Annotated in this window: 22 protein-coding genes and 11 pseudogenes; 19 read left to right on the top strand and 14 right to left on the bottom strand. The window is 37.6% G+C overall.

Going from position 1 to position 20,551, the window contains the following annotated elements; translation table 11 throughout:
- Window positions 1-143: 143 nt before the first annotated feature.
- Window positions 144-576 (top strand): annotated as a pseudogene (locus tag AC0KVP_RS08035) (transposase); the annotation flags it as partial.
- Window positions 577-789: 213 nt separating this feature from the next.
- On the opposite strand, the gene AC0KVP_RS08030 reads toward AC0KVP_RS08035, so the two are convergent.
- Both AC0KVP_RS08030 and AC0KVP_RS08025 read right to left on the bottom strand, forming a co-directional pair.
- The gene (locus tag AC0KVP_RS08030; RefSeq protein WP_419263919.1) at window positions 790-1,020 is read right to left on the bottom strand and encodes a hypothetical protein; all 231 of its coding nucleotides are present in this window, start codon (window positions 1,018-1,020) and stop codon (window positions 790-792) included.
- Window positions 989-1,465, bottom strand: a complete 477-nt coding sequence (locus AC0KVP_RS08025) for a helix-turn-helix domain-containing protein (protein ID WP_419263917.1) — start codon at window positions 1,463-1,465, stop codon at window positions 989-991. Before AC0KVP_RS08025 ends, AC0KVP_RS08030 begins: the two co-directional genes overlap by 32 nt.
- 123 nt (window positions 1,466-1,588) lie before the next feature.
- Here AC0KVP_RS08025 and AC0KVP_RS08020 point away from each other — a divergent pair, with 123 nt between their 5' ends.
- From AC0KVP_RS08020 to AC0KVP_RS08005, 4 genes are all read left to right on the top strand, one after another.
- Window positions 1,589-2,476, top strand: coding sequence for a hypothetical protein (locus tag AC0KVP_RS08020; protein ID WP_473340175.1), 888 nt, complete (start codon window positions 1,589-1,591; stop codon window positions 2,474-2,476).
- A gap of 112 nt (window positions 2,477-2,588) precedes the next feature.
- The gene (locus tag AC0KVP_RS08015) at window positions 2,589-3,290 is read left to right on the top strand and encodes an IS1 family transposase (RefSeq protein WP_004841207.1); all 702 of its coding nucleotides are present in this window, start codon (window positions 2,589-2,591) and stop codon (window positions 3,288-3,290) included.
- Between the two features lie 137 nt (window positions 3,291-3,427).
- Complete coding sequence (locus AC0KVP_RS08010) at window positions 3,428-4,111, top strand: hypothetical protein (RefSeq protein WP_419263915.1); 684 nt, start codon at window positions 3,428-3,430, stop codon at window positions 4,109-4,111.
- A 5-nt stretch (window positions 4,112-4,116) separates the two neighbouring features.
- Window positions 4,117-4,668, top strand: coding sequence for a macro domain-containing protein (locus AC0KVP_RS08005; protein WP_114238013.1), 552 nt, complete (start codon window positions 4,117-4,119; stop codon window positions 4,666-4,668).
- Window positions 4,669-4,695: 27 nt separating this feature from the next.
- Here AC0KVP_RS08005 and AC0KVP_RS08000 read toward each other — a convergent pair whose 3' ends face one another.
- The 8 genes and pseudogenes from AC0KVP_RS08000 to AC0KVP_RS07965 all read right to left on the bottom strand — a co-directional run.
- On the bottom strand, window positions 4,696-4,875 hold the full coding sequence (locus AC0KVP_RS08000) for a hypothetical protein (RefSeq protein ID WP_473340171.1): 180 nt from the start codon (window positions 4,873-4,875) through the stop codon (window positions 4,696-4,698).
- Window positions 4,876-4,924: 49 nt separating this feature from the next.
- Window positions 4,925-5,260 (bottom strand): hypothetical protein, encoded by a 336-nt coding sequence (locus tag AC0KVP_RS07995; RefSeq protein WP_004679046.1) that lies wholly within the window; start codon window positions 5,258-5,260, stop codon window positions 4,925-4,927.
- A 24-nt stretch (window positions 5,261-5,284) separates the two neighbouring features.
- Window positions 5,285-5,695 (bottom strand): transposase, encoded by a 411-nt coding sequence (locus AC0KVP_RS07990; RefSeq protein WP_473340467.1) that lies wholly within the window; start codon window positions 5,693-5,695, stop codon window positions 5,285-5,287.
- A gap of 38 nt (window positions 5,696-5,733) precedes the next feature.
- Window positions 5,734-6,851 (bottom strand): annotated as a pseudogene (locus tag AC0KVP_RS07985) (IS3-like element ISAba22 family transposase).
- Window positions 6,852-6,960: 109 nt separating this feature from the next.
- A pseudogene (locus AC0KVP_RS07980) lies at window positions 6,961-7,113 on the bottom strand (IS3 family transposase); the annotation flags it as partial.
- A gap of 72 nt (window positions 7,114-7,185) precedes the next feature.
- On the bottom strand, window positions 7,186-7,587 hold the full coding sequence (locus AC0KVP_RS07975) for a helix-turn-helix domain-containing protein (RefSeq protein WP_078390476.1): 402 nt from the start codon (window positions 7,585-7,587) through the stop codon (window positions 7,186-7,188).
- 1 nt (window position 7,588) lies between these two features.
- Window positions 7,589-7,879, bottom strand: a complete 291-nt coding sequence (locus tag AC0KVP_RS07970; RefSeq protein WP_078390477.1) for a type II toxin-antitoxin system HigB family toxin — start codon at window positions 7,877-7,879, stop codon at window positions 7,589-7,591.
- A 288-nt stretch (window positions 7,880-8,167) separates the two neighbouring features.
- Window positions 8,168-8,825, bottom strand: a pseudogene (locus AC0KVP_RS07965) (DUF4011 domain-containing protein); the annotation flags it as partial.
- A 1-nt stretch (window position 8,826) separates the two neighbouring features.
- Between AC0KVP_RS07965 and AC0KVP_RS07960 the strand changes: the two are divergent.
- From AC0KVP_RS07960 to AC0KVP_RS07920, 9 genes and pseudogenes are all read left to right on the top strand, one after another.
- Window positions 8,827-8,994, top strand: a pseudogene (locus AC0KVP_RS07960) (IS30 family transposase); the annotation flags it as partial.
- Window positions 8,995-9,041: 47 nt separating this feature from the next.
- Window positions 9,042-9,446 (top strand): transposase family protein, encoded by a 405-nt coding sequence (locus AC0KVP_RS07955; RefSeq protein ID WP_152872730.1) that lies wholly within the window; start codon window positions 9,042-9,044, stop codon window positions 9,444-9,446.
- Between the two features lie 37 nt (window positions 9,447-9,483).
- A pseudogene (locus AC0KVP_RS07950) lies at window positions 9,484-9,606 on the top strand (hypothetical protein); the annotation flags it as partial.
- 43 nt (window positions 9,607-9,649) lie between these two features.
- Entirely contained in the window at window positions 9,650-9,895 is a 246-nt protein-coding gene (locus AC0KVP_RS07945; protein ID WP_034707160.1) for a transposase family protein, read from the top strand.
- Window positions 9,896-9,905: 10 nt separating this feature from the next.
- A pseudogene (locus tag AC0KVP_RS07940) lies at window positions 9,906-10,013 on the top strand (IS30 family transposase); the annotation flags it as partial.
- 183 nt (window positions 10,014-10,196) lie between these two features.
- A complete protein-coding gene (locus AC0KVP_RS07935; protein WP_473340166.1) occupies window positions 10,197-10,838 on the top strand; it encodes an SOS response-associated peptidase in 642 nt (213 codons plus the stop codon).
- Between the two features lie 111 nt (window positions 10,839-10,949).
- Window positions 10,950-11,576 (top strand): LexA family protein, encoded by a 627-nt coding sequence (locus tag AC0KVP_RS07930; protein WP_004986501.1) that lies wholly within the window; start codon window positions 10,950-10,952, stop codon window positions 11,574-11,576.
- 14 nt (window positions 11,577-11,590) lie between these two features.
- Window positions 11,591-12,886, top strand: a complete 1,296-nt coding sequence (locus AC0KVP_RS07925; RefSeq protein ID WP_148826181.1) for a Y-family DNA polymerase — start codon at window positions 11,591-11,593, stop codon at window positions 12,884-12,886.
- 4 nt (window positions 12,887-12,890) lie between these two features.
- Window positions 12,891-13,109, top strand: a complete 219-nt coding sequence (locus AC0KVP_RS07920; protein WP_148826182.1) for a hypothetical protein — start codon at window positions 12,891-12,893, stop codon at window positions 13,107-13,109.
- A 190-nt stretch (window positions 13,110-13,299) separates the two neighbouring features.
- Here the strand turns inward: AC0KVP_RS07920 and AC0KVP_RS07915 are convergent.
- A pseudogene (locus AC0KVP_RS07915) lies at window positions 13,300-13,452 on the bottom strand (IS30 family transposase); the annotation flags it as partial.
- On the opposite strand from AC0KVP_RS07915, the pseudogene AC0KVP_RS07910 reads away from it, so the two are divergent.
- Window positions 13,431-13,957, top strand: a pseudogene (locus AC0KVP_RS07910) (IS3-like element ISAba29 family transposase); the annotation flags it as partial. The pseudogenes AC0KVP_RS07915 and AC0KVP_RS07910 overlap by 22 nt on opposite strands.
- A gap of 29 nt (window positions 13,958-13,986) precedes the next feature.
- Window positions 13,987-14,301, top strand: a pseudogene (locus AC0KVP_RS07905) (integrase core domain-containing protein); the annotation flags it as partial.
- 1 nt (window position 14,302) lies between these two features.
- On the opposite strand, the gene AC0KVP_RS07900 reads toward AC0KVP_RS07905, so the two are convergent.
- Together AC0KVP_RS07900 and AC0KVP_RS07895 are read right to left on the bottom strand one after the other, a co-directional pair.
- A complete protein-coding gene (locus AC0KVP_RS07900) occupies window positions 14,303-14,536 on the bottom strand; it encodes a hypothetical protein (RefSeq protein ID WP_005265709.1) in 234 nt (77 codons plus the stop codon).
- Window positions 14,537-14,733: 197 nt separating this feature from the next.
- Window positions 14,734-15,789 carry an aromatic ring-hydroxylating oxygenase subunit alpha gene (locus AC0KVP_RS07895; protein ID WP_000991568.1) on the bottom strand — a complete coding sequence of 352 codons (1,056 nt, stop codon included), beginning with the start codon at window positions 15,787-15,789 and terminating at the stop codon, window positions 14,734-14,736.
- 344 nt (window positions 15,790-16,133) lie between these two features.
- Here AC0KVP_RS07895 and AC0KVP_RS07890 point away from each other — a divergent pair, with 344 nt between their 5' ends.
- The 3 genes and pseudogenes from AC0KVP_RS07890 (at window position 16,134) to AC0KVP_RS07880 (ending at window position 19,310) form a co-directional block, all read left to right on the top strand.
- The gene (locus AC0KVP_RS07890; RefSeq protein WP_005090782.1) at window positions 16,134-17,123 is read left to right on the top strand and encodes an isopenicillin N synthase family dioxygenase; all 990 of its coding nucleotides are present in this window, start codon (window positions 16,134-16,136) and stop codon (window positions 17,121-17,123) included.
- Between the two features lie 26 nt (window positions 17,124-17,149).
- Window positions 17,150-18,226 (top strand): apurinic/apyrimidinic endonuclease family protein, encoded by a 1,077-nt coding sequence (locus AC0KVP_RS07885; RefSeq protein WP_000738084.1) that lies wholly within the window; start codon window positions 17,150-17,152, stop codon window positions 18,224-18,226.
- Window positions 18,223-19,310, top strand: a pseudogene (locus tag AC0KVP_RS07880) (BMP family ABC transporter substrate-binding protein). Before AC0KVP_RS07885 ends, AC0KVP_RS07880 begins: the two are co-directional and overlap by 4 nt.
- A gap of 70 nt (window positions 19,311-19,380) precedes the next feature.
- On the opposite strand, the gene AC0KVP_RS07875 reads toward AC0KVP_RS07880, so the two are convergent.
- Window positions 19,381-20,313, bottom strand: a complete 933-nt coding sequence (locus AC0KVP_RS07875) for a LysR family transcriptional regulator (protein WP_473340160.1) — start codon at window positions 20,311-20,313, stop codon at window positions 19,381-19,383.
- Window positions 20,314-20,551 lie beyond the last annotated feature (238 nt).

Below are 20,551 nucleotides of genomic sequence, written 5' to 3'. Positions count from 1 at the left end.
TTTCACATGTCTTTGTTGCAAAAAGTCTTTGATGGCAGAGTTTTCCTAAATTGCTAAAATTTAGGTTACAACTTGGGTGATGTGTGCTGAAAAAACAGGAGGTTTTAACTTGGTAAACCATACATACTCATCAGGAGTTTACCATGAGCAAGAAACACAAGACGTATACGGCAGAATTTAAAGCTGAAACCATCAAAGCAATAGAAGCCATTCAAGGCAATGTATCTAAAAACAGCTAGAGAACTCGGCATTTCCATGCAGACCCTTTCGCATTAGAATAATAAGGCAAAGGCAGGGACTTTAGCTGGTACTAAATAGTATTCATCTGATCTAAACGCTTTGCTCGAAGAAAATAAGCAACTTAAACAGCAGCTTAAATCCGCTGAAATGGTGAAATGGAAAGTGAATTTCTAAAAAAGGCAGTAGCGTACTTTGCCAAATAAAGTCAGTAAGGTACGCCTATGTGAAATCCCAAAACACTTATTTCCGATTATTTTGATAGCACGATTACTTCATGTATCAGTTTCACGCTTTTATGATTGGCTAAAACGAGGTGTGAATAAACGATTAGTTCAGGTGGCCTAACTTAAATAAAAAGTCTCAGACAAACCGGGTACGGTTCATCTTGTGGAAAGTACTCATGCTGACCTAGCCAAATTGTAAAACTCATGTATTGATAGCATTTAAATGAATCGTTCAATCGGTATATTTAAGGTAAAAACTAGTAATCAAAAGTTACTCTTATCTCCATATAAAACAAGCATCAAGCTAAAACAATAACTTAGAAATTTATTCTTCCACTTTTTTTATATTTAGTGTTATCAATTGACCTGTCGACAGTAGACAACCCATCACATTAACTCTTTTTGATCTCACTGCATCAACTTGTTTCGTCCACGCATAACGATTGTCGGGACTGGCTGAAAAACCTGTTTCATCAACATAACCCAATACGATTTCACCACGTGAAGCCTGCTCTCGTAATAATTCAATCTCCTGTTGGGCTTGTCCAAATGCCATCTGGTTTCTTTTTTTTCAAGCTATGGCGAGTACGTTTAAATACCATACCTGATTGTCTTAAAAATTTACGTATACTGTTGGCATTGACTGATATACCAAATAGTTCATGTAATTTAACACGGATCTGCTCTGCATTAAGTGGGTTGACATTAACCCACTCTATAATCTGTTGTTCATGTTCATTTGTAAGAACACTTGGCCTACCTGAACGATGACCTTCTTGAATACATTCAAATTGGTAGAGTTGCCAATGGCGACGTTGTAACCGTATAGTTTCAGGTATTCGACTTTGAAGTTTAGCTACTTCTGCTACAGTTTTACCTTCGGATAGCCACAATATGGTTTGTGCGCATTGTCTTTCTCGCCAATGTGCAGCGTGTTTGGTGAGATCAATAAGTTGTTTTTGTTCAACTGGGTTGAGAGGGATTGAAACGATACGTGGCATAGTTGAGCAGCAGCTAATCAAACATACCTTTTCGCATGGTTAGTTTGATTAATCAACTTATGGCATCATCTATACAATTAATTTTTGGAAAAATTTAAAAGAGAAAATGGGAACATAATTTATATGAAAAACTTATATTTAGTGATTTTATTGGGATCAACTATATCACTGATAGGATGTGTAACAGCTCAATCGATTAAACCACAAGATGTTAAGTCTTATAAGACACCTCAAAGTTTAATTGAAGCAAAACGTCTCAATGGAAAAGATGGAAATGGAAAAGAATATCTGCATGAATATTCTGTACCTGAGGCATTAATTCCTTATTCTTATATGAAAAATTTATGTGCTAGCCAAGATGGAGATTTTGTACAATTTGCTAAAAGCACATTAAATCAAATAAAAGGTACAGCAATACCTGCATTAAAAAATAGAAATTTAATGGATGCTATAGGTACATTTAAATGTGTGAAATACGATAGTTGGGATGTATCAATTGAACCTGTTTCATCCCGTATAGGTGGAATGCCGGGAGACCCTTTAAATTTTGTAACGCTCAAAACCTCTGTTATTTCTGATAATGAAGCATATGACAATATGAAAGCGTACAGTAATTATAAAAATGCAGAAGAGACCAAAGAAAAACGAGCTATTGAACAATATAATTTAGAACAACAACGAGTAAAAAATGAATACGAAAGAAATTTAATAGTGAATGCCCCGAAGCCTAGAGATATAGGACAAACTTTTTGCAAACAAACTGAATTATCCGAATTTACTGGAACTATTGTTCTAGGACAGCCTACGTATCGATCTGTGAATGGAGTAGTGATAGCCAGTTTAGAAGCCTTTTCTAATGATAGTCAAAATTTAAAAATCAATATAAAAGGCTGGTTAAATACTCATAATTTAATTTCATCAGGCTCAAATGTTATATATAAACAAACACCACTAGAATCTGGACGTGTTATTTGGGATAACAAACAAGGTTGGTATAAGTGCGCGTATTAAACGCACTTACCCCTTTAAACCTATATTACACACCAATTTCGCATAAGAGTTTTGGTGGTGTATCAAAAAGTATGCTAAAAAAAAGCAGGTTGAATTTTGATAAAATAGAGAAATGCAAATAACTCTAGAAATCAAATGTCCAACCTGCCTCAGTGACAGTATAAAGAAAAATGGTATCAAAGTAGATGGGAAACAAAACTACCAATGCAAAGACTGCAAACGTCAGTTTATTGGTGACCATGCTCTGAGCTATCTAGGATGTAATTCTGGCATTACTCGTAAAATATTACAGTTAATGGTCAGAGGCAGCGGTATACGAGATATCGCTGAAGTTGAGCGCATTAGTATCGGTAAAGTCTTACGGACTTTAACTGAATCGGCCTATCAAATTCAGCCTAAACAAAGTCATTATGAATCTCTCGAAGTAGATGAATTCTGGACTTTTGTTGGAAATAAAAATAATAAACAATGGCTTATTTACGCCTACCATCGAAAAACAGGTGAGATTGTTGCTTATGTTTGGGGTAAGAGAGATTTAGCTACAGTCCAAAGGTTGAAGACAAAGCTTAAACAATTAGGTATTCACTACACCCGAATTGCAAGTGATCATTGGGACAGTTTCATCACTGCTTTTAAAAACTGCAAGCAAAGTATTGGTAAGTTTTTTACTGTAGGAATTGAAGGTAATAATTGCAAAATAAGGCATCGAATAAGGCGTGGTTTTAGAAGAAGTTGCAATTTCTCCAAAAAGCTTGAAAACCATTTTAAAGCCTTCGACTTAACCTTCTTTTACATCAATAATGGCTTCATTTAATGTCAGCATACTTTTTAAAACACCACCAGAGTTTTTATGTTAAGTGTATTTTTATATCTATAAAAAACTTTCCATATAAATGATTTATATGAAATATATGTGATAATTTGAATCTTAAAAATATCAGAGAAGATAAAATGGAAAAAAGTCTAAATTTAGCAAATTCAATTTTCGCAGGCTTTAATGATAAAAACGGATTAATGATTTGTGGTTATGAATGGGGTGAAGAATCACAAAGTAAGGGGCAAGAAGTTATAATAGATATGACTAAAGAATGTACCTTTTCTAATAAATCATTGCGATATGGTGATGTTGCTAAGACATGGATTAAATACGATAAAAGAATTAGAACTTGGTTTTCTATGTGGGGGCATCCTCTAAATGAGGAAGGCTTAGGCGATGCTTTCGACAAAATGATTGTACAAACTAATTGGGCTGTAGAATCAAAAAAATCTCGTTCTGCAATTTCTTTCTACAAACAAGATGAAAATGTTGATAATTTCATAGCACATATAGAAGAACTTAGACCTAAAGTAATTCTGTTTATGGGAAGTGAGCTTTTAACTAAGGTACTAAAATTTTATAAAGTAAGGGATAAATTCACTACAATTATGGGCAATGAAATTGAAAAATTACAAACATTAAGAATGCCTGATTATCATGGCTCATTGGCTTATATCAATAAATTTGAAAACTGCACTGTAGTTGGGTTGCCACATCCTTCTAGTGGTCGTGGAATTACAAATGAGTATATTGAATTCTGTGGATCTGAATTAAATCCTATTATTTCTCAGTTTAAAAAAGATCGCGGTATTGCATAAAATTTATGAAAAAAGTCCATCTCACCCAAGCAGATATAACAACCTTTGCTGTACACGCCATTGTTAATTCAGCAAACAAATCATTGCTTGGTGGAAGTGGGCTTGATTATGTCATTCATAAGAAAGCAGGGCCATTGATGAAAGCTGAATGTATCAAGCTGAATCAAGAAAAAGGTGGGTGTCCAACAGGTCAAGCGGAGGTAACTACCGCTGGTAATTTACCTGCAAAATATCTAATTCATGCAGTTGGTCCGAGATGGTTTAATGGTGAGCGTAATGAGCCACAGTTACTTTGTGATGCTTATAGTAATGCGCTTTTTAAGGCAAATGCACTTCATGCATCTACTGTTTCTTTTCCCAATATTAGTACAGGTGTGTATGGTTTTCCTCGACAATTAGCTTCTGAGATTGCCATAGGCACAATCTTATCTTTATTACATAAATACGAGTATGTCGAAGAGGTATTCTTTATTTGTCGTGAAGAAGAAAACTTTATAATTTATAAAAATATTTTGTTAAATATTGAGGATCCAAATATTCAAATCATAATTTCTTAGTTTAAATCAATGTTGAGCTAATCAAACTCATTTATAAGCAAGCTCTTGAAGTTCAGCTTTATGCTGATTAATAACTGGTTTAGCACTGTGCATCACAACACGTTTTGTTGCTTCATCATTGCTAAATTGAATTGGTAATACTTGACCTGAAACCTTTTGGCGATTTGAAACTTGATCAAGGCTATAGTCTTTTAAGCGTTTTCTCATATTTATAGCTCCATTAATAGAGATGTCTATTTTAGCTCAAATTTTACAATTAGGTGCGATAGTGAGGATCTTTTCTAGGAATAGCTGACTCAGAGTCTATATCAAAGAAATCATAAATCTTAGATGCGGTTTGGGAAGTAAATAATGTCTTATCCATATAGACAATTACTTTATCTTTGTTCATATCGTAAATTACCCGACCTCGTGGAATCTGCTCATATTCATAGGCTCTAAGCTCTGGATATTCACTTTGTACATTTTTCCAATACTCGATATGCGTGTAAGGACTATCAATTAAGCCAATTGAATCAGCATCACCTAAATTAAACACATGAGCTATACCGATGACTTTATTATTCCAATACCAAAAAATTCCTATGTTCATTATCAACCTTTATAGTCAAACCGCTTAATTACCCATACACTCGTTAAAGAAACGACTAAAAAGCTTATCTATTGAGTTAACCAACCATTTTTTCCTTTTTGCTTTCACCCATGCCCACATTTTTTCAATAGGATTAAGGTCAGGGCTATAAGGTGGTAACCAAAGTATTTGATGCCCATGTTGGCTTAATAGATCTTGTATATCTTGTCGTTTATGGAAGGCTGCATTGTCCATGACAATTACACTATTCGAGGGTAACTCTGGTAATAAAAACTTATCTACCCAAAAATGAAATACATCAGAATTTACTTTGCAATCAAATAAACCCACTGCAAATAACTTACCCTCATGGATTGCTCCTATTGCATTGGTTTGATTTTTTAATTGCCAATTATATTTTCCATAACAAGGAGTTCCCTGTTTTGAATAACTGATATACGCTGAATTATCAGGAGACTTTCCCTTGGGAGATTCTAGGCAGCCAACTTATAAAAGTCTTCGGCCATTTGATTTGGTGTCTTAAAACCCAAACCCTTTTGAATTCTTCGATGATTATAAAATAACTCAATGTATTTTATAATATCTGCTTTGGCTTCTTCTCTGGTTTGATAGTTGTAATGATGCACTAACTCATTTTTCAGTATTCCCCAAAAGCTTTCAATCGGTGCATTATCGTAACAGTCTCCGCGCTTGCTCATTGAACCTTGAAAACCATATTGCTCAAGTATATTTCGATATTCATGGCTGCAATATTGACTTCCTCTGTCTGAATGCACAATCAGTTCTTTGGTTGGTTTTTGATTGTGAATAGCCATATTTAGCGCATTACAAACAAGCTGTGCTGTCATGCGCTCATTTAAGCTCTAGCCAACCACTTGCTTCGTGTAAAGGTCTTTTACCGCTGCTAAATACAGCCATCCTTCAACACTCCATATGTACGTAATATCACTTGACCATGCTTGATTTGGTCTAGTCATTGAGAATTGTTGCTCCAGCAGGTTTTCATAGATCGCTCGATTATGGTCACTATTCGTAGTCCTTTTAAAACGCTTGTGTCGCTTACAATACAGCTGGTTCAGCGCTTTTATCTGACGTACAGCGTACATACTCATTTTTATACCCTGAGCTTGTAAGTATTTGGTTAATCGAATATAACCATAGCTCTGCCTTGTCTCCTCATGGGCTATTTTCACCAATATCGTCTGTTGATTTCGTTGAATCGTTCTTTTGCTCACGCCTCTCTTGAGCCAATCATAAAAACATGAAACTGAAACATGAAGTAATCGAGCCATTAAGGTAATTGGAAAAGAATATCTTTTTTGTTTCATATAGGCGTACCTTACTGACTTTCTTTGGCAAAGTACGCTGCTGCCTTTTTTAAAAATTCACGTTCCATTTCAGCTATTTTGAGCTGTTGTTTGAGTTTTTTATTTTCTTCGAGTAGAGCGTTTAGATCAGGTGAATACTGTTTTGTACCTGCTAAAGTTCCAGCCTTTGCTTTGGTATTCCAATTTGAAAGAGTTTGCATTGAAATGCTAAGTTGTCTAGCTGTTTCCGAGACATTGCCTTGATTGGCTTCAATTAATTTGATGGCTTCAGCTTTAAATTCTGTGGTCTAAGTCTTGTGTTTCTTGCTCATGGTAAACTCCTGATGAGTGTGTTTAGTTTACCAAGTTAAAACCTCCTGTTTTTTCAGCACACATCAACCAAACACGTAGTGTTTCAGGAGTACAGCCAATCTTAGGAGCTATTGCTGTGATTGCAGCCCAAGTAGAAGGATAATCTTTCTCGGATTCAATCAATAATTGAACCGCTCTTTCTCTGATTTCAGGGGTATATTTTAATTTTGTCATCGGGATAGTCTCTCAGAATATTGACTCTCCGACAAACCCGGTACGGTTCAGCGCCTCACGGCGCCCTATCTTTTAGAAAAACGTATCTGCCGATACATTAAACCGCTCAGACAATGCCTTAATATGACGAATATTCAGTTGGCGTTTTCCACTTAAAATCTCAGAAATCACAGATTGGGTTGCAACCTCTGATAAGTCAGACTGACCTAAACCATGTTGCTCCATTAGAAAAGCCAAAGCAGCACGGCCATCCCCTTTAACCATAGGAAGATGCTCATTTTCATAATCAGCAACCAAATCACCAAGCTGATGAATAAGCCCCATTAAAGGATGAGACTCGTCATCACCAACGGTATCTAAAAGTTCATCTAAAGCTTCAACAAGTGTATGAAAGTCGTCTTCATTTTCTGGCTTGCTAAGCAATGGTGCAACGTAGTGCCAGTGGTCTACGGCCTGTTTAATCATCGCGTTCATACTAACCTTCCTTCCAATGACCTTGGTCATATTCTTTATGGGACAAGACATGACGAATATACACACGTTTTGCGTGATACATCACGACGGCAATAAGTCGGATCTTGTTCCCGCCAATATCGAATACATGGAACTTTCTAACTTTATCGACCGCTGGAAAGAGCTGTTTCATCTCAGCAAAATCTTTCGGATCGTTTGCCTTTATGATTCGATACCAACCATCTAATGCCGTTTCAGCCTGTGGCCACTTGTGAATTGCTTCTATAATTCGAGCGTGGGTGATCACATGCATAATATTTTATCGCATTTTGCTATAAATCAAGTATAAACCAATTATCGCATTTTGCAATATTGAAGAGCTAGGATGAATAAAGCGCCAAACGGCGCTTTATTCATTATCAGAATACACTTAATCTGATGACCTTAAAAATTCCTGTTCATTAATCTGACTTTTCCCCGTCACATGCAGTTCATAGAATTTACGACTCACATGGACCATGCAACCCAAGTCAATGACTTGATTTAAAGCATGCTTTCCATCTCAAAGGTTTCAGACAACTTAAGCAACCTGTTGATTTATTTAGATCTCTTCTAATGCTGTTACCAATTTAGTTAAGTTATGCTCCGGATCCAGCCACCAATCAACTGTCCACACTGATAATACCTTCCAGCCTAACCCATTTAATACTGTTGGTCTGAGCTGATCACAGTCTCTTGCTGTAGCTGCTTTTGCATAATTTTCACCATCGACTAGAATACCTACAATATAGCTATCTGCATGCAAGTCATCTTTAATAGCAAGATCTACACAGCTATCGCCCTGACCTATTCCGAGGTCAACGCTCCAATATTTTTCTTGAAGCCTATTTTGTAAGTACTTTACAAATTCTTTTTAGTCTGCTGTTTGCTTTGATCAGCATAATTTAAATGCAGCTGACCACTACGAGCAAAAACCAAGAAATCTTTTAGATCCCTTACACCCTCACTATTGGTGCGTGCCAAATTAATTTCTTCTGGAATTAAGGCCGAGACAACATGTAATCCTTGACGAGCACTAGTAATTGCTACATTTAGACGGCGCTGACCACCTTGACGGTTAAGCGTACCAAAATTCATAGATAAGCGGCCATCACGGTCTTTTGCGTAAGTAATTGAGAAATCGATAATATCGCGTTCACCCCTTGCACATTCTCTAAATTTTTAACAAATAAATGCTCAATGCCTACTTTACTCAATGTCGACCCACATTCACCATGGCAGAAAGGCACATGCGAAAATATGAATGGTTTAATAAGGCAATATTTACCTAAAGGGATTGATTTAAATCAGGCAGATCAGCATTATTTAAATCAAGTTGCCATGTCATTAGACTTCCGTCATAAATCAAAAAACGTACAATTTATTTGATCTTAAATTAATCAGCAAAATTATTTAATCCAAGGGATAATCCTTGGATGAAATTCAAAGATATTCAAAAATTATCAGACGTTAAGTTTCGTAGGCTTACCGGTGTTAGTTGGGCTACATTTAACCTCATGTTGGCCGAGCTAAATAAGGAGTTACCTTGTCATATTGGTAAAGGACGACCGCATAAATTACCGTTGGAAGATCGTTTGCTCTTATGTATAGAATATTGGAGAGAATATCGAACATTTTTCCATCTTGGTATGAGTTACGGTGTATCTGAAACGAGTGCAATTCGTATCACACGCGTTATTGAAGATACCTTAATCCGTTCTGGAAAATTTAACTTGCCAAAACAACTTCCTAATCGAGATGAAGTGGATTGGGAAGTTGTTGTGATTGATGCAACTGAAATATTAGTTCAACGTCCAAAAAAAACAGAAGAAATGGTATAGCGGTAAAAAAAAGCGACATACCTTTAAATTTCAGCTATCTATGCACTATACAACAGGTGAAATACTGAGTGTATGTGGAAGTCATGGAAGCATGCATGATTTTAAAATATTTAAAAAAAGCATGAGGAAATTAAAATTTAAGCCCTTTTTTTATCGTTGATAAGGGGTATTTAGGGATAAAGAAATTGGGTTTTGGATGCCTCATGCCATCTAAAGCAAAGAAAACTGAAAAACTAGATTCTGAATTAAAAAAGTTAAATAAAGAGATTGGTCGTAGACGAATTCAAGTAGAGCATGTATTTGGAAGGATGAAATGTTTTAAGATTTTATCTTGTGTATATAGAAATCGTCGTAAACGATTAAACCTGCGGTTTAATTTACTTGCTGGCATATACAATTTAGATTGGGTGAAAGATAAACAATTAAATTGGTTGAAAAATGATTTATGAAGGAAGTCTACTGAATACTCGTCCTAGAAAAGAGTTAGATTGGCTTACACCATTAGAGAAGTTTGCTCAAATTTTTGATTATCATAAGGCTTTTGAAACTGGCGCTCCTCATGTTTGAATTCGCCTGTTTGTGCATTTTCATTAGTTTTAGTACGTGAAGGACAAAAGTTCACGACTCTTGATTTGTTGCTTATAGTCTGTCTAATTGTATTTTCTTACCTATCATTCAAATATTGGTACATTCCGTTATGGAATTTTAAGGCAAATAATTCGAAATGTGACACTTAAAGGTATGATAATCATGTGCTCGAATTACCTATTTCCAAGTAAAAGAAATTTGATGCTTTTGGGTGTCGATACTAGCCAGTTCGATCTTGAGCTTAAGGATCATGTCTTTCCTTCTTATCACGCTCCAATCATCTTGAATGGCTCAGAACATTTGGAACTTGATATCGCAAAGTTTGGATTACTTCCGAGTTGGGCGAAAGAATTGAAATTTAGCAGCCACACTTATAATGCACGTACCGAGTCTGTAGCTGATAAGCCCAGCTTTCGACACGCATGGAAATACAGCAAGTTCTGCCTAGTCCCTGTGCAAGAGTTCTACGAACCCAAATACATCAATGGCAAGCCATACTGGTACACCATCAAGCGTAAAGATGATCAGCCTTTCACTGTTGCAGGGATCTATGATGATGTGGTGATTGATGGCAATAAGGTACGTTCCTTTTCAATGTTGACCATCAATTCGGATCATCACCCCTTCATGAAGCAATTCCATGCACCGAAGGATGAAAAACGCTCCATCATCGTTATTCCAGAGCAGTACAGAAAAGACTGGCTGACTGCAGATCATGAACACGCGCATGAATATTTTTTTCAAATGCCCGATGAATTCATCACTTTTCCACGCGATAAGCAGAAACAAAACGTCTTATTCTGACGCATCCTTGTTTATCCACAACTTTTTAAATTTGATTTTCAAACGTTGTTAGTAATATCCTATTTAGACAAATTCTACTTCCAAACACGCCTCGTAGCGTAGGAGTATCACATGTCTAAGAAGTTGCCTATCTACTTCTCTGACGACGCATGGTCATCTTTACAAGAGCTCATGGGTCCAGAGGGTAAGCCAAGCCCTACCATCAATACCGTGCTTGAACAAATCGCTGTTCAAAATGAACTGGTTGCGCAGTTAGGGCTTACTGCAGTTCTACCCAAATCCAAAGTCTCAATTCCCGTCTCTCTAGAGCGCATCCCTGCAGGTCCAGCCTTTAGTACCAAGGATGAGCAAGACAAAGCGCTCGATCTGAATGAGTTCCTGATTCACAACCCGATTTCTACGTTCATTGCTTATGTAGACAGTGAATCCATGCTTGATGCTGGCCTAGAGATTAATGATCCAATCATTATTGATCGCAGTATTGAAGCCAAGCATTACGATATTGTTATTGCCCTGATTGATAACAATGCCTCGACAATTAAGCGGCTGATGATCACCAATAAGATGTCAAAGTCCGAAACCAAAGAGATATTTGGCGATGAAGATTATCCGCTTCCAGAACTTTGGTTGAAGGCTGAAAATCCTAACTACAATCACATCATCCCTGATGACAGTCAGACCATCTCAATCTGGGGTGTGGTGACTTTTAATTTAAAACGTATTTATCACCGCTCATAAAAAGAAGAATAACCATGCAAAGTGAAAATGAAATATTCGCGTTAGTCGACGTGAATAATTGCTACGTCTCGTGTGAACGTGTGTTTAATCCTGCCTTGAATGATCGCCCTACTATTGTGCTCAGTAACAATGACGGCTGTGCCGTGGCCAGAAGTCAGGAAGCGAAAGATCTCGGCATCAAGATGGGTGTTCCTGTATTCCAAATTCAGGACCTGATCAAGCAACATGACATTCAGGTGCTATCAAGTAATTTCTCCTTATATGGCGAAATGTCCAAGCGCTTTATGGAGCTGCTTGGGGACTATGTTGCATCAGGAGACCAAGAGGTCTATTCCATTGATGAATGTTTCCTAAAGCTCACAGCTTATGAGCATCTATTTGACCTGACCGATTATGCGCAAGATATGAGAGTTAAAGCTTGGCGTTGGTTAGGACTACCCTGCTGCATTGGAATCGGCCGCTCAAAAACTGAAGCCAAGATTGCCAATCATCTCGCCAAAAAGAACAAGTTCTTCAATGGGGTCTGTAATCTGGCCCATATGGACCCGTGCTCTACAGAGATGCTACTCGCACAAGTGAATGTATCCGAAGTTTGGGGCGTTGGCAGGCAGAACTGCAAGAAGCTCAATGCCATGGGTATTCAATCTGTTCTAGATCTGATCAATGCCAATCCTAAAGAAATCAAAAAGCAGTTCAGTATCGTGATGGAAAAGACGGTGCTTGAGCTACAAGGCCTTTCTTGTATTGACCTGAGTGATGATGCGGTAGCGAAGAAGCAAATCATCAGCAGTCGTTCATATGGGAACCCAGTCTATGAAATGGATGACATCAAAGCATCTGTCCGGCTTTATGTTGCTCGAGCCGTAAAGCGAATGCGGGAAGATGGCTCAATCTGCAAAATGATTGGGGTCTATATCCAAACCAGTCGCTTTGATAAGTCCGAGCGCTACTCGCCATATATCGTGGTTCAGATGCATGAGCATACAGACGACTTATTACTCATCACCAAGGCAGCAATGAAGGGTATCGATAAGATATTTAAGAAGGGTTTTAAGTATAAAAAGGCGGGAATCGTGCTGCTCGAAATTACAGATAAATCCAAATTTGTACCCGATCTATTCACGGACTATTCACATAGGCATGAACGCGAAAAACTTTCAGATGCAATCGAAGCCATCAGTGAAAGGTTTGGGAAGAATCTCGTCACATTGGGAATTGCCAACAATCAAGAAGCCTCATGGCACATGAATCAAAAGCTTAGATCACCATCGTATTTAACCAAATGGTCAGACTTACCAAGAGTAGGATAAAAACATGCACTTATTTAAATTAACTGATGAACAACTCGCACAGCTTCTTATCCCGAAACGTTTTGTACCACCTACTCCAGTTGAACATGAAGGAAAGAACATGGTTTATGTTTTTGATAGCGAGGATAAGTTTGAACTGACTTATGCTGAACTGGTGGAGATCATTAGCAAAGCGAGAATGGCTGGACCGAAGTTGATACCTGTTTTAGGTACTGTGAATTAGATTCAGCAGTGGCCGCACGCCACTTGAATCATTATTTGATTGGAAGCGGATTTGGGCTGAGAATAATTTAGTTCAAATTTAATCTGACAGACACATTATAAAATGGGTAACTGTCATATCGAGTTTGGACTACAACACTTTAGCTCAGCGATTTACCAATTTACACTATTGTCTAAAATCCAGGGCGAATTCAAACATGAGGTGCGACAGTTTCAAAAGCCTTATGATAATCAACAAGCTGAGCAAACTTCTCTAATGGTGTAAGCCAATCTAACGCTTTTCTAGGACGAGTATTCAGTGACATGGCAACTTGATTTAAATAATGCTGATCATCCTGACCAACTGTGGGTAAGTGACTTTACGTATATTCAAACTCACTCAGGCTGGGTCTATACCGCCTTTATTATTGATGTGTTCTCACGAGCAATTGTTGGATGGAAAGTATCTACACGGATGAATACAGATATGGTGCTCGATGCACTTGAGCAAGCATTGCACGATCGAGGCATGCCAAAGAATGTGATTCATCATTCCGACAGAGGTGTGCAATATCTTTCTATTCGCTATACCAATCGTTTAGAAGCAGCAAATTTACGAGCATCAGTCGGTACGACTGGTGATTCATACGATAATGCTTTGGCTGAAACGGTGAATGGCTTATACAAAACAGAGGTGATTGAATATTTAAAAGCAGATTGGCAAGGTTTAGCGGATGTACAACTTGCGACACTAAACTGGGTAGATTGGTTCAATAAAAGCGTGTACACAGTGCACTGGGTTATGTATCGCCTTTTGAGTTTGAAGCAATGTACTATGATAAGATTAACCCGTTAGGTCAGGTGGCCTAACTTAAATAAAAAAGTCTCCGACAAACCCGGATAGAGGTGTTCAATATCTTTCTATTCGCTATACCAATCGTTTAGAAGCTGCAAATTTACGAGCATCAGTCGGTACAACTGGTGATTCATACGATAATGCTCTGGCTGAAACGGTGAATGGCTTATACAAAACAGAGGTGATTGAATATTTAAAAGCAGATTGGCAAGGTTTAGCAGATGTACAACTTGCGACACTAAACTGGGTAGATTGGTTCAATAAAAAGCGTGTACACAGTGCACTGGGTTATGTATCGCCTTTTGAGTTTGAAGCAATGTACTATGATAAGATTAACCCGTTAGGTCAGGTGGCCTAACTTAAATAAAAAAGTCTCCGACAAACCCGGTACGGTTCAAGGGGATATGCATAACGGTACTTGGATTGACCAAGGTAATAGAAGCTACATCGTCGAACTTGGCTTTCTTTGAGTTTGCGAGATAGTTCTTGATTTCAACTACACGAGATTCTGGAACACGCAAAACTTTTGTAGGTTCATCATAAAGAGCTTTACGTCCTGCCCCTTCTCTACTTCCACCATACTGGTTTACCATCTATGTCTCTCCCTGTATAAACTTGATATTGTAACAAAATCAAGTTTATTAATTAGAAGAAGCTAAGACAATGAAATTACGATAAATGGTTAGTCACTTTTATATTAGTATTTCTGCGAAATCAATCTCTAAAAATATAAGGGAAACTATTTCCCTTATATTTCAACCAATCGTGAGAATCAGGTTATCTTATATCCCTAGACCACATATCTTTTACTTAATCCCCATTCTGCCAATATCCGTCTATATGTCGTTGAAGATTTGTCTGCTGCAAAGTGCGCCTCCATTGAAACATCTAATGGAAGTTCTTCCGGTTTTTGACTCTCAACAATATCCTGATCCTCTGCAAAAATTTGTGCATTGAAGTCATATACAGCCTGTAGGTCACCCGTCGTATCAAAATTACGTGTCAACGGAACAAATAGCCTGGTTTGATTATGCGAAACAGGACAACAAGCATTCAAAATTTTTAAAATCCCATTGTTAGGAAAATAGACAGTAAGTGTTGCCGAGAATGGAGGATATACATCAAATTCTCGTTTCCATAAGAAATTCTCTGGCTCTAAATGTCTCAAACTATGAGGAAAGTTACTTACTGTAGAGATATAAATCGTTTTAAGTCCATAATCTGTTCTTTCAGTTTCATATTTTGGCACTACTGGATTATCACGATCAGCGAATGCCTTGTTATGCACCCAGGCAAAATGTGCCACATCGATAAAACCTTCAAGCTGACGACCACTAGAACCTGCTATATCAACAAATGGTGGGAGTATTGATTGATGTTCATCTGAATCCCAAGTTTCAAGAACTGGAAAATTAGCTTCACTTTCATCACGGCTAAATAAGCTGGTCCAAACTAGTCCATATTTCTCAACTACAGGGAATTTAGTTAAGGTGAACCGATCTGAAATTTGGGTAAGTTCTGGTTGAGCAGGGATTTTTACGCACTTACCTTGTGCGTTATAGTTGAGCCCATGATAGGGACAAACAATATTTTCACCTTCTACCCATCCTTTACTTAATGGCACTCCTCGATGTGGACAGATATCTCTTACCAGATGAATTTCTCCACTTTCAGTTTTATAAATAGCCATTTTGACATCAAGAAGCTGAACTTGCTGCGGTTGAGTCGTTACATCCTGGATTTGAACTACCGGATACCAATGCTGCGCTAGAATATTCCAGTCATTTGGGTCAAATTGACTACATTGTGGCTGAGTGAATAAATTGAGAACTGGTATTGCATTCATTTTAGCGCTGCCCCTCTTATAAGTTATTGATTAATTCAAACTTCTTAGCATTGCTGCATCATGACTTTTTCTTTTCTATCTGTCTATTAAAGACTTTAGGAATGGTATTTCTAATTTTTAGAACACTTTTCTTATTATTATTCTTCTTATCTAAACTTAACGAATAACTAGCATTTTATAACTCATCACAATTCTTAATTGATGCTGAATTACTTGGACTCCTATTACTACTCTGACTTTATTTAGTGTTGCCTTTTTGGCAACGAGTTGAGCGAGATTCTCTGCTATGCACGGAATTAAATTGTCATTAAGTTGATAACAACAAAGTTCAAAGAGCCACAAAAATGTTGACATACACACCACCTTCTACGGCTAAAAGTATTCCAGTAATCGACTTAAGCGACAGTTTTTCCGATAACCTGGAAAACCGGAAATCTGTTGCGTGGGAAATCCATAAAGCATGCAGAACAACAGGTTTCTTCTATATTAAAAATCATGGTATCGCTTCTGAAGTTCTCCAAAAACAATTAGACATTGCAAAACAGTTTTTTGACCTTCCGATTGAAAAGAAACTAGAAGTTGATTTCAAAAACTCCAAATGCCTTCGTGGTTATGAACCAATGGCAGCTCAAACACTTGATGAAGGCTCTCCTCCTGACTTAAAAGAAGGGTTCATGTCAGGGAAAAATCTAGATTCAAGTCACCCATATGTCCAAAAAAGCTATCCACAACATGGGCAGAATCAGTGGCCTGAAGATCTTCCTGAAATGAAGACCCAGACCGAAACCTATATTCAACAGACTTTAAAACTGGGTAAGCATCTAGCTGGCCTATTGGCACTTTCTCTTGGGCTTGAAGAAAACTACTTCGAGGCAGGCTATGATGAAACTGTCATTATTACCCGTATGCTTCACTATCCTCCTCAATCTGAAAAAATTGTAAACAATCAGCTAGGGTGCGGTGCGCACACTGATTGGGGGTTACTGACGCTCTTATTGCAAGATGAAGTAGGTGGACTAGAAGTACGCAATAGTGAGGGTGAATGGATACGTGCACCTCACATACCAGATACTTTTATCGTAAACCTCGGTGATTTAGTCCAATTCATGACTAATGGACTCTACCTCTCAAATATGCACCGTGTTTTCAATAGTAAAGCAGGTGTCTCACGTTATTCGGTTCCAACCTTCTTTGACTTGGATTACGAATACAAAATCAAAACGCTGCAAAATTTAGGTGATCAATTTAAGGCTGAACCTAAAGAAATGACTGTAGGTGAGTACCTAGCCTATATGTATCAAAAAACTTACGCATCGAAAAAAGAAGCCGTTTAATTTATTCAACAGTTGGTATCAAAATTATGAAAAAAATGTTTCCTCTAGGTTGTGCTGGTTTAGGCATTCAAAACTCATCAAAAGAACGACCAGTAAGCCTGAATGAGCCTACTATTCTCGAACAGTTCGAAATGCTAAAAGCTGCGGAGGTCTTTGATTTTCTGGATCGTATCCCTCTTGAAGATAGTCAAATAGATGCTTACATCAAGGCAAGTCAGAAAACAAATATCCCTATTTATTCTGGTTGTGGCTTATATGTCATTGGCAAGGATGAGGAAGCATTCAAACAGGATATTAATCGTAGTGCCGCTGTAGGGGCCAAATTCCACAACATGATGATTTGGGCAAAACATGCAGATGGTCATTATGTAACGAACGAAGAAGTTGCTAAAACTTATATCGATTTCTACACCTACGCTCAAAGTAAAGGAATAACGGTTACCTTAGAGTGCCACGTTGATAACTGGTCTGAAGATTATCGTCGAGTAATTCCGGTGGCAGATCTTATAGAAAAAGAAGGTGTGCCGTTTGAGTTTGCAATGGATTACAGCCATTGTATTTTTAAAATTGAAAATGAAATTGAGCTTGCTGTATCACAAATGCGTGATGATCCTGAAGCTATCAGAAAGTTAGATCCTTTTAATAATGATAGTTTTGCAGATGATTGGCTGAATCGAAATTTAGTTACATGGGGGCAGATCCGTCCTGCAGTCCCGAATAATCCAGTTAACTGGTTAGCATTTGAAACAGGACCATATAATGGCTTAGGAACAAATCGTCCTGGCCGAGGAATTCAGTATCCATTTAATCAACCTACGGAAGGTGAATGGCATACAGACTTCTGGCATGCATATAAGCTTGCACCAACCAAAGAAGTCATTCGTAAAATCATTGATAGCTACTTGAACAATCCAAATTCTAAAGTTCAACTTATGACTGTTGATAATATCAATTTAGAGTCGTATGGTTTAAATTGGAAATACAACATGTTTGCCGACAGTTGCAGTGTTGCCCATTATATTCGTGAGATTTATGAGGAGCGACTGGCAATATTTATGGCAAAACAAAATTCAACTGATACTCTTCAAAGAGAATCAGCATGAATAACCTACTTAATTTAAAAAATATTTTCGTAAATGCCAGTCTTTTAGGACTTTTACTCATCAGTGGGGCCAATCCAGCATTGGCCGCTGATCAAGCGGCTTTTGTCTATGTCGCTCATAAAAACGATTATGGTTGGTCTTATTCACACGATATAGGTCGTCTGAAAGCAGAAAAGTCCTTACAGGGTAAATTTAAGACCTCTTATATCGAGAATATTCTAGATAATGCCGACTCTGAACGTACATTTCGGAGACTCGCACAACAAGGAAATAAGGTTATATTTGCTACTACCTTCGGGTATATGAATGCCATTGAAAAGGTAGCTAAACAGTTCCCGAACACCATTTTTATGCATGCGAACGGATATAAAACTGCAAAAAATGTGGGAGTCTATGATATCCGAACCTATGAAGGCTCTTACTTGCAAGGGGTATTGGCAGGCTATAAGACTAAAAGTAATGTTTGGGTGTTGTAGCACCATTCCCAATTCCTGAAGTCATTAGAGACATCAATGCCTATACACTTGGGGCTCAATCTGTAAATCCAAAAATTAAGACCAAGATAGTCTGGATTAACATTTGGTTTGATTCAGGAAAAGAGCATGAGGCTGCACTTGCATTAATATCGCAAAATGCTGATATATTATCACAAGTCACCAACTCACCCGCTGTAGTTAAAGCTGCTCAGGAAAAAGGGAAATTTGGCTTTGGCTGGAACTCAGATATGAGTAAGTTTGCTCCTAAAGGTCACCTAGCTGCATCAGTGTTATATTGGGAAAAAATCTATACTCCTGTTTTGCAGCAAGTGCATAACAAAATATGGAAGTCGGGATCGACATGGTATGGTGTCAAGGAAGGTGCCATCGATATAGCAGGTTTTGGTCCAATGGTCTCTAACAATGAAAAAATGAAGGTTTTGGCAGTCCGAGATAAAATTCGTAACGGTCAATATATTGTGTTTAGTGGACCACTTTACAAACAAGATGGAACATTACTTTTGGGAAAAGGTAAACATCTCTCAAATACGCAATTGATGAGTATGAATTATTTCGTTAAAGGCGTGGATGCTGCTTATCCAAAATAAACAAAGCTAAGCCTTTATTGAGGGATTTCGATAAGGGCTTAGCTTTTTAGTTGTACTTTTCAGGTTATGTTTATTGTCCAGCTTCGCCTCTTTGTAGGATTTCATCTGTAATAAGCCTGGAGAGAGCGTCTGTTGCTGTAGAAAGATAATGACCTTTACGTGCATACAGACCTAAATCACAGTAGATACCATTGTTATCATTAAGCGGAATATAGCGAAGGCGATTATTAATTATTTCATTTTCCAACCCAAAGAATGTCTGAAAACCAATTCCCTTATTCCTGAGTATTAACTGTTTCATTAATTCCAAAGAACTCGTTTGCATTTTAAAATTTGGAATAGCATGTTGTGCACCCGCAAATAATGGCGCCAACTGTTGATAAATAGACAAATTAGGTTTTGGCATAATCACATCATAGTCGAGGCACTGATGGAATGACACCGTCTTTTGAGAAGCCAGCGGATGGTCAGTCGATACAATTGCACCTAATTTAAAATGGGATATTGCTATTTGGTGCAAATCATTATGCTTTGGCAAGGCAAAAGCCAAGCCTAGATCCACCCGATTTTCAATGATTTCATTAGGGATATCTTTTGAGCCTAAAATTGTAACCCCTACAGTTATATTAGGATATTTGACCTGGAATTTTTCAATAATCTCTGGCAGGAAATTAATCGCTAGTGTTTCAACACTCGCAATTTCAACATGACCTTTATAAAGCCCTTTCAGTGCATCCAATTCATTCTGCAATCGCTTAGTATCTCTCAGTACTAAACTGATATGTCTTGAAAACAACTCACCTGCATGAGTAAGCACCATACCCGAAGGCACCCGATTGAATAATGGTGCTCCAATTTCATCTTCGAGTTTTAAAATTTGCCTGTTTACAGCAGAAGATACGACATTTAATTGTCTGGCTGCTTCCCTGATTGAACCGCACCGGCGTACAGCATCAAAATAATGAATTGCTGCTGAGTGAAAGCGAAGACCACGTGTACTCATTTTAACATCACATCCTATTCCAATTTTAAAGCCCCAATCCATTTATAAATTTGAATGAGCTATTGAAATAGAAGCAAAAAACTTGCCATTAAGTAGCAGCCATTTTTTGGACCTAAAGCATTATTTTCAGTGCATCCCGTTGCTTTTTCAGCATCATCACTCATTAAAAAAGTTTAAGCAATTGTTTTTATTTAATTAATTAAGAATAGCTCTCTTTTTGGCATCAGCTTGATCGATA

This window comes from Acinetobacter sp. DL27, assembly GCF_055810995.1.
Note: the sequence above shows the minus strand (reverse complement) of the source record. Positions and strands in the feature narration are given on the sequence as shown.

What these genes read in the sequence shown, in the direction of transcription:
- AC0KVP_RS07935 (WP_473340166.1), top strand. Translation starts at nt 10,197, where the DNA reads ATGTGCTCGAATTACCTATTTCCAAGTAAAAGAAATTTGATGCTTTTG.
- AC0KVP_RS08020 (WP_473340175.1), top strand. Translation starts at nt 1,589, where the DNA reads ATGAAAAACTTATATTTAGTGATTTTATTGGGATCAACTATATCACTG.
- AC0KVP_RS07875 (WP_473340160.1), bottom strand. Translation starts at nt 20,313, where the DNA reads ATGAGTACACGTGGTCTTCGCTTTCACTCAGCAGCAATTCATTATTTT.
- AC0KVP_RS07885 (WP_000738084.1), top strand. Translation starts at nt 17,150, where the DNA reads ATGAAAAAAATGTTTCCTCTAGGTTGTGCTGGTTTAGGCATTCAAAAC.
- AC0KVP_RS07925 (WP_148826181.1), top strand. Translation starts at nt 11,591, where the DNA reads ATGCAAAGTGAAAATGAAATATTCGCGTTAGTCGACGTGAATAATTGC.
- AC0KVP_RS07945 (WP_034707160.1), top strand. Translation starts at nt 9,650, where the DNA reads ATGCCATCTAAAGCAAAGAAAACTGAAAAACTAGATTCTGAATTAAAA.
- AC0KVP_RS07975 (WP_078390476.1), bottom strand. Translation starts at nt 7,587, where the DNA reads ATGAACGCGATGATTAAACAGGCCGTAGACCACTGGCACTACGTTGCA.
- AC0KVP_RS07895 (WP_000991568.1), bottom strand. Translation starts at nt 15,789, where the DNA reads ATGAATGCAATACCAGTTCTCAATTTATTCACTCAGCCACAATGTAGT.
- AC0KVP_RS07890 (WP_005090782.1), top strand. Translation starts at nt 16,134, where the DNA reads ATGTTGACATACACACCACCTTCTACGGCTAAAAGTATTCCAGTAATC.
- AC0KVP_RS08015 (WP_004841207.1), top strand. Translation starts at nt 2,589, where the DNA reads ATGCAAATAACTCTAGAAATCAAATGTCCAACCTGCCTCAGTGACAGT.
- AC0KVP_RS08030 (WP_419263919.1), bottom strand. Translation starts at nt 1,020, where the DNA reads ATGGCATTTGGACAAGCCCAACAGGAGATTGAATTATTACGAGAGCAG.
- AC0KVP_RS07900 (WP_005265709.1), bottom strand. Translation starts at nt 14,536, where the DNA reads ATGGTAAACCAGTATGGTGGAAGTAGAGAAGGGGCAGGACGTAAAGCT.
- AC0KVP_RS07995 (WP_004679046.1), bottom strand. Translation starts at nt 5,260, where the DNA reads ATGAACATAGGAATTTTTTGGTATTGGAATAATAAAGTCATCGGTATA.
- AC0KVP_RS07970 (WP_078390477.1), bottom strand. Translation starts at nt 7,879, where the DNA reads ATGCATGTGATCACCCACGCTCGAATTATAGAAGCAATTCACAAGTGG.
- AC0KVP_RS08005 (WP_114238013.1), top strand. Translation starts at nt 4,117, where the DNA reads ATGAAAAAAGTCCATCTCACCCAAGCAGATATAACAACCTTTGCTGTA.
- AC0KVP_RS08000 (WP_473340171.1), bottom strand. Translation starts at nt 4,875, where the DNA reads ATGAGAAAACGCTTAAAAGACTATAGCCTTGATCAAGTTTCAAATCGC.
- AC0KVP_RS08010 (WP_419263915.1), top strand. Translation starts at nt 3,428, where the DNA reads ATGGAAAAAAGTCTAAATTTAGCAAATTCAATTTTCGCAGGCTTTAAT.
- AC0KVP_RS07930 (WP_004986501.1), top strand. Translation starts at nt 10,950, where the DNA reads ATGTCTAAGAAGTTGCCTATCTACTTCTCTGACGACGCATGGTCATCT.
- AC0KVP_RS07955 (WP_152872730.1), top strand. Translation starts at nt 9,042, where the DNA reads ATGAAATTCAAAGATATTCAAAAATTATCAGACGTTAAGTTTCGTAGG.
- AC0KVP_RS07920 (WP_148826182.1), top strand. Translation starts at nt 12,891, where the DNA reads ATGCACTTATTTAAATTAACTGATGAACAACTCGCACAGCTTCTTATC.
- AC0KVP_RS08025 (WP_419263917.1), bottom strand. Translation starts at nt 1,465, where the DNA reads ATGCCACGTATCGTTTCAATCCCTCTCAACCCAGTTGAACAAAAACAA.